The following is an 11,065-nucleotide window of genomic DNA, read 5'->3' on the forward strand; positions in this document are numbered from 1 at the left end:
ATGGTGCATCCGGGAGGATTCGAACCTCCGACCGCTCGGTTCGTAGCCGAGTACTCTATCCAGCTGAGCTACGGATGCATCGGGAATGATGTTTACTACAAGACTTGATGTCGCGTTTACTGCCACACTAAGTAAGATGGTGCATCCGGGAGGATTCGAACCTCCGACCGCTCGGTTCGTAGCCGAGTACTCTATCCAGCTGAGCTACGGATGCATCGGGAAACTTACTTTACTGCAGATTTTGATACCGCTGTGAAAGCCGTATCAAGTAAGAGATGGTGCATCCGGGAGGATTCGAACCTCCGACCGCTCGGTTCGTAGCCGAGTACTCTATCCAGCTGAGCTACGGATGCAAATGGCGGTGAGGCGGGGATTCGAACCCCGGATGCAGCTTTTGACCGCATACTCCCTTAGCAGGGGAGCGCCTTCAGCCTCTCGGCCACCTCACCACACGCCTCTTACGAGTGCTTCGAAGAACTTGTTTCTGCTCATCGTCGCTGCGTGGCGCACATATTACTTTCTGGGACTTATAAGTCAAACAATTTTTCCAGAGCTTTTATCGTTTGCACACTTCACGCTCAATTAGCCTGTAAAAAAGCCAAAAAGAGTGTTTTATCAACAGATAATTTGATGACACGCTGGCCGCCAAAGCGCAACATATCAGCAGTGAGGTTGAAAAAAGTAATGAAGGAACAACATGGGCGAACAAGAAGAGAGGCCGCGTCTCACCCGAAAAGTGAGACGCGAAAACCTTAGTAACTGGACTGCTGGGATTTTTCAGCCTGGATACGCTGGTAGATCTCTTCACGATGGACAGAAACTTCTTTCGGGGCGTTCACGCCAATACGCACCTGGTTGCCCTTCACCCCTAAAACTGTCACGGTGACCTCATCGCCAATCATGAGGGTCTCACCAACTCGACGAGTCAGAATCAGCATTCTTTGCTCCTTGAAAGATTAAAAGAGTCGGGTCTCTCTGTATCCCGGCATTATCCATCATATAACGCCAAAAAGTAAGCGATGACAAACACCTTAGGTGTAAGCAGTCATGGCATTACATTCTGTTAAACCTAAGTTTAGCCGATATACAAAACTTCAACCTGACTTTATCGTTGTCGATAGCGTCGACGTAAACGCCGCAGCACGGGCTGCGGCGCCAACGAACGCTTATAATTATTGCAATTTTGCGCTGACCCAGCCTTGTACACTGGCTAACGCTGCAGGCAGAGCTGCCGCATCCGTACCACCGGCTTGCGCCATGTCCGGACGACCGCCCCCCTTACCGCCCACCTGCTGAGCGACCATACCAATCAGCTCCCCTGCTTTTACCCGGTCAGTCACATCCTTCGACACGCCCGCAATCAGAGAAACCTTACCTTCAACAACCGTTGCCAGTACGATAACGGTAGACCCCAGTTGATTTTTCAGATCATCAACCATGGTTCGCAGCATTTTCGGCTCAACGCCAGCAAGCTCGCTGACCAGGAGCTTCACGCCGTTGAGATCGACCGCTTTACTGGAAAGATTCGCGCTCTCCTGCGCTGCGGCCTGGTCCTTCAACTGCTGCAACTCTTTTTCCAACTGACGCGTACGTTCCAGCACGGCCCGCACTTTGTCACCCAGATTCTGGCTGTCGCCCTTCAGCAGATGTGCAATATCGTTTAAGCGATCGCTTTGCGCGTGAACGGTGGCCATGGCGCCTTCACCGGTTACCGCCTCAATACGACGAACGCCTGCTGCGGTGCCGGACTCAGAGATAATACGGAATAGACCGATATCACCGGTACGACTGGCGTGAGTACCGCCACATAGTTCGGTAGAGAAATCTCCCATGCTCAGAACGCGTACACGTTCGTCATATTTCTCGCCAAACAGCGCCATTGCGCCTTTCGCCTTCGCGGCTTCGAGATCCATAATATGCGTTTCGATCGGCAAATTGCGACGGATTTGCGCATTCACCAAATCTTCAACCTCACGGATCTCCGACGGCTTCATCGCTTCATTGTGCGAGAAGTCGAAGCGCAGCACTTTATCGCTAACCAGCGAACCTTTCTGCGCAACGTGTGCCCCAAGCACCTGGCGCAACGCCGCGTGCATCAGGTGTGTGGCGGAGTGGTTCAGACGGATACGTGCGCGGCGCGCTTCATCTACGTCAGCCTGTACCGCATCGCCCACTTTCAGAGCGCCCGCAGACAATTTGCCGAGGTGACCAATCGCCTGACCATATTTTTGCGTGTCGTCCACAGCGAAAGTAAAGCCAGCGCCTTTCAGCTCGCCTTTATCGCCAACCTGACCGCCTGATTCCGCATAGAATGGAGTCTGATCCAGCACGACAACAGCTTCCTGTCCCGCGTTAATCGCTTCAACCGCTTTACCATCGACAAACAGCGCAGTGACGTTGCCGTTCAGTTCCAGATGGTCATAACCTTTAAATTCAGAAGCGCTATCAACGCGGATCATTGCGTTGTAGTCCGCGCCAAAACCGCTGGCTTCGCGCGCGCGACGGCGTTGCTCTTCCATGGCGGCTTCAAAACCGGCTTCGTCAACGTTGATATTGCGCTCACGGCAGACGTCCGCCGTCAGATCGACCGGGAAACCATAAGTGTCATACAGACGGAAAGCGGTTTCGCCGTCCAGGGTGTCGCCCTGCAATTTCGCCAGTTCTTCATCCAGCAGCGCCAGACCGCGCTCCAGCGTACGGGCAAACTGCTCTTCTTCCGTTTTCAGAACCTGTTCGACCTGCGCCTGCTGACGTTTCAACTCTTCGCCTGCGGAGCCCATCACCTCAATCAGCGGCCCAACCAGCTTGTAGAAGAAGGTCTCTTTCGCGCCCAGCATGTTGCCGTGACGAACCGCGCGACGAATAATGCGACGTAGCACATAACCACGATTTTCATTCGACGGCAGCACGCCATCGGCAACCAGGAATGCGCAGGAACGGATGTGGTCGGCGATAACGCGCAGCGATTTATTGCCCAGATCGGTGGCGCCAGTGACTTTCGCTACCGCATCAATCAACGTGCGGAACAGGTCGATTTCATAGTTAGAGTTAACGTGTTGCAGTACCGCGGCAATACGCTCCAGCCCCATACCGGTATCTACAGACGGTTTCGGTAATGGTTCCATAGTCCCGTCAGCCTGACGGTTGAACTGCATAAAGACGATGTTCCAGATCTCAATATAGCGATCGCCGTCTTCTTCCGGGCTTCCCGGAGGGCCGCCCCAGATATGGTCGCCATGATCGTAGAAGATTTCGGTGCACGGACCACAGGGACCGGTGTCGCCCATCTGCCAGAAGTTATCCGATGCGTATGGCGCGCCTTTATTGTCGCCGATACGGATGATACGCTCGCGCGGGATGCCGACCTCTTTTTCCCAGATCTCATAGGCTTCGTCGTCGGTTTCATAGACGGTGACCCATAAACGCTCTTTTGGCAGAGCAAACCAGTTTTCACCGGTCAGTAATTCCCATGCGAACTGAATGGCGTCGTGTTTGAAGTAATCGCCGAAGCTGAAGTTACCCAGCATTTCGAAGAAAGTATGGTGACGTGCAGTGTATCCGACGTTTTCCAGATCGTTATGTTTACCCCCCGCGCGTACGCAACGCTGGGAAGTGGTAGCACGGGAATAATTACGCTTATCGAGCCCAAGGAAAACATCCTTGAACTGGTTCATCCCGGCGTTGGTAAACAACAGAGTGGGGTCATTGTTGGGCACCAGGGAACTGCTGGCAACTACCTGATGTCCTTTACTATGGAAAAAGTCGAGAAACGCCTGACGGATCTCAGCGGTGCTCTTGCTCATAATTATCCTGAAATCAAGCTACACTTCATCCTTCAAGCCGCCTCTGCGTTGGCTGCGAGTTCCCCGGTCACTCGTTCCCGAGGCTCACTTGCCGCTTTGATGCGGCTTGAATGATTTTGTGTATTTAAGGAATATTCGTCGCAGACGCTGTTCGCCATTAAGCAACCCGCGTCCAGACGGAAAAAGTGGGAATAAGATAAGTTTTCTTTACCGGGAAGTAAAATCCCGTATGCGCTCAATCTGCAAAATTTCGCCATATTTGCTGGATATCGTCCATCAGATACCCGCGATAGAGTAAAAAGCGCTGTACTTTAACCTTTTCTGAAAAGGTTGAAGGGAGCGGCTCGCCATATTTGCGAACGGCCTGTTCACGCGCCATTTCACTCCAGTCAATTTCACATTCGCGCATCGCTTTTTCTGTCGATTCGCGGGTGATGCCTTTCTGATTCAACTCCTGACGAATACGCGCCGGGCCGTAGCCTTTACGGCTACGACAGGCGATAAAGCGCATCACGAAGCGCTCGTCATCAAGATAGTGATGTTCGTGGCACCAGGCGATCACGCGCTCATAATCGTCTGCCGTCGCATCAATCTCTTCCGGCCCATTTTTGCCCATCACCGGCGCGGAGAGTTTACGCCGTAATTCCTGCTCGCTGTGATCGCGAACAGCAAGGATACGTACCGCACGATCAAGGAGACGAGCATAAGCGGGACGGCGCGATGTGGGTTCACTCATAAAAAACCTTAACAAGGGTAAATGCAAAAAGGGCCGCATAAATGCAGCCCTTGATGGTAATTTAACGTTTTGCTGAATGGCGGCTTCGTTTTGACCGACCAACCATCACCTGACGATTAAAAATCTTCGTTGGTTTCTGCAACGCCTTCGCTATCGTCAACGGAGAAATCGGGCGTGGCATTCTGATTACTCAACAGTAATTCACGCACTTTTTTCTCGATCTCTTTCGCTGTCGCCGGGTTCTCTTTCAGCCAGGTAGTCGCGTTCGCTTTACCCTGGCCAATCTTCTCGCCGTTGTAGCTGTACCATGCGCCCGCTTTCTCGATCAGCTTCTCTTTCACGCCCAGGTCAACCAGTTCGCCATAGAAGTTGATGCCTTCGCCGTAGAGGATCTGGAACTCGGCCTGCTTAAACGGCGCGGCGATTTTGTTTTTCACCACTTTCACACGCGTTTCGCTACCCACGACGTTATCGCCCTCTTTCACCGCGCCAATACGACGGATATCAAGACGAACAGAGGCGTAGAATTTCAGCGCGTTACCGCCAGTCGTCGTTTCCGGGTTGCCGAACATCACGCCAATCTTCATACGGATCTGGTTGATGAAAATCAACAGCGTGTTGGACTGTTTCAGGTTTCCCGCCAGCTTACGCATCGCCTGGCTCATCATACGCGCCGCGAGGCCCATGTGAGAGTCGCCGATTTCGCCTTCGATTTCCGCTTTCGGCGTTAGCGCCGCTACGGAGTCGACCACAATGACGTCCACCGCGCCTGAGCGCGCCAGCGCGTCACAGATTTCCAGCGCCTGCTCGCCGGTATCCGGCTGGGAACAGAGCAGATTATCGATATCAACGCCCAGCTTGCGGGCGTAAACGGGGTCAAGCGCGTGTTCCGCATCGATAAACGCACAGGTTTTACCTTCACGCTGCGCTGCGGCAATCACCTGCAGCGTCAGGGTCGTTTTACCGGAAGATTCCGGCCCGTAAATTTCGACGATACGGCCCATCGGCAGACCGCCCGCGCCGAGTGCGATGTCCAGTGAAAGCGAACCGGTGGAGATAGTTTCCACATCCATAGAGCGGTCTTCACCCAGACGCATGATGGAGCCTTTACCAAATTGCTTTTCAATTTGGCCCAGTGCTGCCGCCAACGCTTTCTGTTTGTTTTCGTCGATAGCCATTATTACTCCTGTCATGCAACTTGGTATTGAACCGGATAGTGAATTTGTACTGTTGAAGTAATTATACTGTATGCTCATACAGTATCAAGTATTTTGTAGAAATTGTTGCCGCAGGGTTTGTAGCGCGTATGTCGTCGCCTGTCGACGCACCGATTCACGGTCGCCGCTGAAGCATTCCCGACGCGTAATCCCTTCTCCGCTGACGCTGGCGAAAGCAAACCACACCGTCCCAACCGGCTTTTCTTCACTGCCGCCATCCGGCCCGGCAATCCCGCTAATAGCGACAGCAAAATCGGCGCGAGCGGCCTTCAGCGCCCCAATCGCCATTTCTACCACTACGGGTTCGCTGACCGCGCCATGCTGCGCCAGGGTCTCTTCACGCACGCCAATCATCTGCGCTTTGGCTTCATTACTATAGGTGACAAAGCCGCGTTCAAACCAGGCGGAGCTTCCGGCGATGTCGGTAATGGTTTTCGCCAGCCAACCGCCGGTACAGGACTCCGCTGTCGTTACGGTCGCCCTGCGCGCTTTTAACGCCAGCCCGACCTGTTCGCTAAGCCGCATCAGTTCACTGTCCGTCATTATGACCTCTGTCAGTTAGAAATCCTGCCGGACAAGATAGCACTTTCCAACCAGAGATGGGGACGGGCGGTCGATTTTACGAGGAGGGTTCCGAAAAATTCGTTGGTCGGCGGAAAACATTGCCGGATGACGATGCCCAGGCATCTTATCCGGCCTGTGGGGAGGGCCGGATAAGCGCAGAGCAAATTAGCGCACCCGCGCTAGCGCTACCGCCTGCCCCAGTTGCCAAACCGCCATCGCATAATGCGTGCTGTGGTTATAACGGGTAATAGTGTAGAAGTTCGGCAGGCCGTACCAGTACTGATAGCCCGTACCGATATCCAGACGAAGCAGGCTGGCTTCCTGATAATTGCCCAACGATTGCTGCGGCGTTAAGCCTGCGTCGGCAAGCTGAGAGATGCTGTATTTTGTTTTGAAACCATTCGCCAGTCCCGGCGCCTGACCATTAGCGGGTATCGCGACCGCATCGCCTTTCACCCAGCCATGCGCCTTGAAATAATTCGCCACGCTGCCGATGGCATCAACCGGGTCCCATAGATTGATGTGATTGTCGCCATTAAAATCAACCGCGAATTCTTTATAGGAAGACGGCATAAACTGTCCATAGCCCATCGCGCCCGCAAAAGAACCTTTCAGATTGAGCGGATCGTCTTGTTCATCGCGCGCCATGAGCAGAAAGGTTTCCAGCTCGCCGGAGAAATATTCCGCCCGGCGCGGATAGTTAAATGACAGCGTCGCTAACGCGTCCAGAATCCGTGTTTTCCCCATGATACGTCCCCAGCGGGTTTCCACGCCGATGATGCCCACGATGATTTCCGGCGGTACGCCGTATACCTGCCAGGCGCGGTTCAGGGCGTCTTCATACTGATTCCAGAACACGACACCGTTTTGCACGTTATCCGGCGTAATAAATTGTTTGCGGTAGCGCAGCCAGGCACCATTTGGTCCGGCGGGCGGCTGAGTGGTCGGCGCTTGTCTGTCCATCAGACGCAGAACGTAATCCAGTCTTTTAGACTGCGAGAGGATCTCCTGCAGTTGCTGACGGTCGAAACCGTGTTTACTGACCATTTTATCAATGAACTGCTGCGCATTAGGGTTGTTGGCGAAGTCGCCGCCCATTTGCATGACGTTATGCTGCGGCTCAAGCAGGAAGCCACCGGAAGGCGTGCCCGTCGTCGTTTGAGTGTCGGAAGATTTTGGTGTGCTGCTACAGGCAGCAAGCAATACGCAAAGTGGAAGTAACGCTACATAACGACGCTTGAACATGAGACATCCATTAAACAAATTCAGCCAGGGAGAAGTATGGTAAAACATCCCCCGTCGCACAAGGAAGCGGCGTAAGAGAATAAATCCCCCTTCATCCCTTTTCTGGTTGTACCTGTTCCCACCCCACAAATCTTTCAACTTAAAATATTTTACTTTTATTTTGCGATCAAAATAACACTTTTAAATCTTTCAATATGATTAAAATGAACGAGAGCTTAGCAAAAAAACTAAAAACCCTACAGGAGAGAACAATGATCGAAACCATTACACATGGTGCGGAGTGGTTCATCGGGTTATTCCAGAAAGGCGGAGAGGTGTTTACCGGTATGGTGACAGGCATTCTTCCGCTACTGATAAGCCTGCTGGTTATCATGAATGCGCTCATCAATTTTATCGGCCAGCAGCGTATTGAGCGTTTTGCCCAACGCTGCGCCGGAAATCCGCTATCCCGCTACCTGCTTTTACCGTGCATCGGGACGTTTGTTTTTTGTAATCCGATGACTCTGAGTCTGGGACGCTTTATGCCGGAGAGGTACAAGCCGAGCTATTACGCGGCGGCCTCCTATAGCTGTCACTCCATGAACGGTCTGTTTCCGCATATCAATCCCGGCGAACTGTTTGTTTATCTGGGGATCGCCAGCGGACTCACCACGTTAGGGCTTCCTCTCGGTCCGCTCGCGGTGAGCTATCTGCTGGTAGGTCTGGTGACGAACTTCTTCCGCGGTTGGGTCACCGATCTCACCACCGCTATTTTTGAGAAAAAAATGGGGATTCAACTTGATCAGAAAGTTCATCTGACAGGAGCGGCATCATGACTCGGGTTCGTATTGAGAAAGGCGCCGGCGGCTGGGGCGGCCCGCTTGAACTGGACGTTACGCCAGGCAAAAAGATCGTCTATATCACAGCCGGTACGCGCCCGGCGATCGTCGACAAACTGGCGCAACTGACAGGCTGGCAAGCGGTGGACGGCTTTAAAGAAGGCGAACCGCCGGAAGCGGAGATCGGCGCGGCCATTATCGATTGCGGCGGTACGCTGCGCTGCGGTATCTACCCGAAACGCCGGATTCCAACCATTAATATTCACTCGACGGGTAAGTCCGGCCCGCTGGCGCAGTATATTGTTGAGGATATTTATGTCTCCGGCGTAAAAGAAGAAAACATTACTCTTGTCGGCGAAACGTCTGCCAGCCCGCAGCCTGTCGCAGCGACAGCAGGACGTGACTACGACACCAGCAAAAAAATCACCGAGCAGAGCGACGGGCTGCTGGCAAAAGTCGGCATGGGAATGGGCTCCGCCGTGGCGGTACTGTTCCAGTCAGGTCGCGACACCATTGATACGGTCCTGAAAACAATCCTGCCGTTTATGGCGTTCGTTGCGGCGCTGATCGGCATCATTATGGCCTCAGGTCTTGGCGACTGGATCGCCCACGGCCTGGCGCCATTAGCCAGTCATCCACTGGGGTTGGTGACGCTGGCATTGATCTGCTCGTTCCCGCTACTATCGCCGTTTCTCGGCCCTGGCGCGGTTATCGCTCAGGTCATTGGCGTCCTGATCGGCGTTCAGATAGGGCTGGGCAATATCCCCCCGCATCTGGCGCTTCCCGCCCTGTTCGCGATTAACGCGCAGGCGGCCTGCGACTTTATCCCGGTCGGTCTATCGCTGGCGGAAGCGAAACAAGACACCGTTCGCGTCGGCGTACCTTCCGTGCTGGTCGGACGCTTCCTGACTGGCGCGCCCACGGTGCTTATCGCCTGGTTTGTTTCCGGCTTTATCTATCAATAAGAGGTTCAGATATGAGCGTGATTTATCAAACCACCATCACCCGTATCGGCCAGAGCGCGACGGAGGCGCTCAGCGAACAGATGCTGATTACGTTTCGGGAAGGCGCGCCGGCGGATATCGAAGAATTTTGCTTCATCCATTGTCATGGCGAACTGACCGGCGCGCTACAGCCTGGCGCGCGGTGTGAACTGGGCCAGCATTGCTATCCGGTCACGGCGGTCGGCAGCGTAGCCGAGCAAAACCTGCGTGAACTGGGGCATATCACTCTGCGTTTCGACGGTCTGCGCAAAGCGGAATTTCCCGGCACCGTACACGTTGCGGGGCCAGTACCGGACGATATCGCACCGGGCTGTATTTTGACGTTTGTCGCTTAAGGAGAAAAACATGAATCAAGTTGCCGTTGTCATTGGCGGAGGCCAGACCCTGGGGGCATTCCTTTGCCGTGGGCTTGCAGAAGAAGGATACCGCGTGGCGGTCGTTGATATTCAAAGCGATAAAGCCGCGAATGTCGCCCAGGAAATTAACGCCGATTTTGGCGAAAGGATGGCGTACAGTTTTGGCGCCGACGCCACCAGCGAGCAGAGCGTGCTGGCGCTTTCCCGCGGCGTAGATGAGATTTTCGGGCGCGTCGATCTACTGGTCTACAGCGCGGGTATCGCCAAAGCGGCGTTTATCAGCGATTTCCAGCTCGGCGATTTTGACCGCTCGTTACAGGTGAATCTGGTGGGCTATTTCCTCTGCGCCCGTGAGTTTTCCCGCCTGATGATCCGCGACGGCATTCAGGGGCGTATCATTCAGATTAACTCTAAATCAGGCAAAGTGGGCAGTAAACACAACTCCGGCTACAGCGCGGCGAAATTCGGCGGCGTGGGGTTAACCCAGTCTCTGGCGCTGGACCTGGCGGAATACGGCATTACCGTACATTCGCTGATGCTCGGCAACCTGTTGAAATCGCCGATGTTTCAGTCGTTACTGCCGCAATACGCCACTAAACTGGGCATTAAGCCCGACGAGGTGGAACAGTATTACATTGATAAGGTGCCGCTCAAACGAGGGTGTGATTATCAGGATGTGCTGAACATGCTGCTATTTTATGCCAGCCCGAAAGCGTCTTATTGCACCGGGCAGTCGATCAACGTAACCGGCGGTCAGGTGATGTTTTGACCGTGAATTGCCGGATAGCGGCGTAAACGCCTTATCCGGCCTACGGCGCCATCAGGTAAAACAACAGGAGCACACTATGGTTTCCACTCTGATTACCGTCGCCGTTATCGCCTGGTGCGCACAACTGGCGCTGGGCGGCTGGCAGATCTCCCGCTTTAATCGGGCTTTCGATAAACTTAGCCAGCAGGGGCGGGTCGGCGTCGGGCGCTCCGGCGGGCGTTTTAAGCCTCGGGTGGTGGTTGCCGTGGCGCTGGACGAACAGCAACGGGTAACGGACACTTTATTGATGAAAGGCCTCACGGTATTCGCCAGACCGGTTAAAATTGCCGCAATGCAAGGAAAACATTTGCATGAATTACAGCCTGATGTGATCTTTCCCCATGATTCGCTCGCGCAGAATGCACTATCATTGGCGCTTAAACTGAAACATGGGTAATTTCGTTGTGAATGCGAATAGCTTGCGAAATTATCATTTTGCAACCAATACCCTAAATAATTCGAGTTGCAGGAAGGCGGCGACGCAGCGAATCCCCAGGTGCGTACATCAGTACGT

At 53.7% G+C, this 11,065-nt stretch carries 11 protein-coding genes and 4 tRNA genes; 5 read left to right on the forward strand and 10 right to left on the reverse strand.

The window, feature by feature from the left end; all coding sequences use genetic code 11:
* Position 1: 1 nt before the first annotated feature.
* The 10 genes from AC3G3F_RS06235 to mltB all read right to left on the reverse strand — a co-directional run bounded on the left by AC3G3F_RS06235 (position 2) and on the right by mltB (position 7,565).
* Positions 2 to 78: transfer RNA gene (locus AC3G3F_RS06235), tRNA-Arg, on the reverse strand.
* Positions 79 to 137: 59 nt separating this feature from the next.
* Positions 138 to 214: transfer RNA gene (locus AC3G3F_RS06240), tRNA-Arg, on the reverse strand.
* Between the two features lie 62 nt (positions 215 to 276).
* Positions 277 to 353 (reverse strand) — tRNA-Arg (locus AC3G3F_RS06245).
* 3 nt (positions 354 to 356) lie between these two features.
* Positions 357 to 449: transfer RNA gene (locus tag AC3G3F_RS06250), tRNA-Ser, on the reverse strand.
* Positions 450 to 752: 303 nt separating this feature from the next.
* The gene (csrA, locus tag AC3G3F_RS06255) at positions 753 to 938 is read right to left on the reverse strand and encodes a carbon storage regulator CsrA (protein WP_000906486.1); all 186 of its coding nucleotides are present in this window, start codon (positions 936 to 938) and stop codon (positions 753 to 755) included.
* A gap of 234 nt (positions 939 to 1,172) precedes the next feature.
* Positions 1,173 to 3,803: an alanine--tRNA ligase gene (alaS, locus tag AC3G3F_RS06260; RefSeq protein WP_063390729.1), complete on the reverse strand. Its 2,631-nt coding sequence runs from the start codon at positions 3,801 to 3,803 to the stop codon at positions 1,173 to 1,175.
* 235 nt (positions 3,804 to 4,038) lie between these two features.
* Positions 4,039 to 4,539, reverse strand: a complete 501-nt coding sequence (gene recX / locus AC3G3F_RS06265; protein ID WP_053509030.1) for a recombination regulator RecX — start codon at positions 4,537 to 4,539, stop codon at positions 4,039 to 4,041.
* A gap of 116 nt (positions 4,540 to 4,655) precedes the next feature.
* Positions 4,656 to 5,717 (reverse strand): recombinase RecA, encoded by a 1,062-nt coding sequence (recA, locus tag AC3G3F_RS06270; protein WP_000963148.1) that lies wholly within the window; start codon positions 5,715 to 5,717, stop codon positions 4,656 to 4,658.
* An 84-nt stretch (positions 5,718 to 5,801) separates the two neighbouring features.
* On the reverse strand, positions 5,802 to 6,299 hold the full coding sequence (gene pncC / locus AC3G3F_RS06275; RefSeq protein ID WP_053509032.1) for a nicotinamide-nucleotide amidase: 498 nt from the start codon (positions 6,297 to 6,299) through the stop codon (positions 5,802 to 5,804).
* A gap of 186 nt (positions 6,300 to 6,485) precedes the next feature.
* Positions 6,486 to 7,565 (reverse strand): lytic murein transglycosylase B, encoded by a 1,080-nt coding sequence (mltB, locus tag AC3G3F_RS06280; RefSeq protein WP_070788936.1) that lies wholly within the window; start codon positions 7,563 to 7,565, stop codon positions 6,486 to 6,488.
* 251 nt (positions 7,566 to 7,816) lie between these two features.
* Between mltB and srlA the strand changes: the two genes are divergently transcribed.
* The 5 genes from srlA to gutM all read left to right on the forward strand — a co-directional run bounded on the left by srlA (position 7,817) and on the right by gutM (position 10,948).
* Positions 7,817 to 8,380: a PTS glucitol/sorbitol transporter subunit IIC gene (gene srlA / locus AC3G3F_RS06285; protein ID WP_063390731.1), complete on the forward strand. Its 564-nt coding sequence runs from the start codon at positions 7,817 to 7,819 to the stop codon at positions 8,378 to 8,380.
* On the forward strand, positions 8,377 to 9,348 hold the full coding sequence (gene srlE / locus AC3G3F_RS06290) for a PTS glucitol/sorbitol transporter subunit IIB (RefSeq protein ID WP_079810196.1): 972 nt from the start codon (positions 8,377 to 8,379) through the stop codon (positions 9,346 to 9,348). Before srlA ends, srlE begins: the two co-directional genes overlap by 4 nt.
* Before the next feature lie 11 nt (positions 9,349 to 9,359).
* Positions 9,360 to 9,722: a PTS glucitol/sorbitol transporter subunit IIA gene (gene srlB / locus AC3G3F_RS06295; protein ID WP_488394671.1), complete on the forward strand. Its 363-nt coding sequence runs from the start codon at positions 9,360 to 9,362 to the stop codon at positions 9,720 to 9,722.
* A gap of 10 nt (positions 9,723 to 9,732) precedes the next feature.
* Positions 9,733 to 10,512, forward strand: a complete 780-nt coding sequence (gene srlD / locus AC3G3F_RS06300) for a sorbitol-6-phosphate dehydrogenase (protein WP_053509041.1) — start codon at positions 9,733 to 9,735, stop codon at positions 10,510 to 10,512.
* A 76-nt stretch (positions 10,513 to 10,588) separates the two neighbouring features.
* Entirely contained in the window at positions 10,589 to 10,948 is a 360-nt protein-coding gene (gene gutM, locus AC3G3F_RS06305) for a transcriptional regulator GutM (protein WP_000255198.1), read from the forward strand.
* The last annotated feature ends 117 nt before the right edge of the window (positions 10,949 to 11,065 follow it).

The organism is Salmonella sp. FC25216, from assembly GCF_057751355.1.

Excerpts from the sequence above, each read along its gene's own strand:
- pncC (WP_053509032.1), bottom strand. The coding sequence starts at position 6,299 with ATGACGGACAGTGAACTGATGCGGCTTAGCGAACAGGTCGGGCTGGCG.
- srlA (WP_063390731.1), top strand. The coding sequence starts at position 7,817 with ATGATCGAAACCATTACACATGGTGCGGAGTGGTTCATCGGGTTATTC.
- recA (WP_000963148.1), bottom strand. The coding sequence starts at position 5,717 with ATGGCTATCGACGAAAACAAACAGAAAGCGTTGGCGGCAGCACTGGGC.
- recX (WP_053509030.1), bottom strand. The coding sequence starts at position 4,539 with ATGAGTGAACCCACATCGCGCCGTCCCGCTTATGCTCGTCTCCTTGAT.
- csrA (WP_000906486.1), bottom strand. The coding sequence starts at position 938 with ATGCTGATTCTGACTCGTCGAGTTGGTGAGACCCTCATGATTGGCGAT.
- gutM (WP_000255198.1), top strand. The coding sequence starts at position 10,589 with ATGGTTTCCACTCTGATTACCGTCGCCGTTATCGCCTGGTGCGCACAA.
- mltB (WP_070788936.1), bottom strand. The coding sequence starts at position 7,565 with ATGTTCAAGCGTCGTTATGTAGCGTTACTTCCACTTTGCGTATTGCTT.
- alaS (WP_063390729.1), bottom strand. The coding sequence starts at position 3,803 with ATGAGCAAGAGCACCGCTGAGATCCGTCAGGCGTTTCTCGACTTTTTC.
- srlE (WP_079810196.1), top strand. The coding sequence starts at position 8,377 with ATGACTCGGGTTCGTATTGAGAAAGGCGCCGGCGGCTGGGGCGGCCCG.
- srlB (WP_488394671.1), top strand. The coding sequence starts at position 9,360 with ATGAGCGTGATTTATCAAACCACCATCACCCGTATCGGCCAGAGCGCG.
- srlD (WP_053509041.1), top strand. The coding sequence starts at position 9,733 with ATGAATCAAGTTGCCGTTGTCATTGGCGGAGGCCAGACCCTGGGGGCA.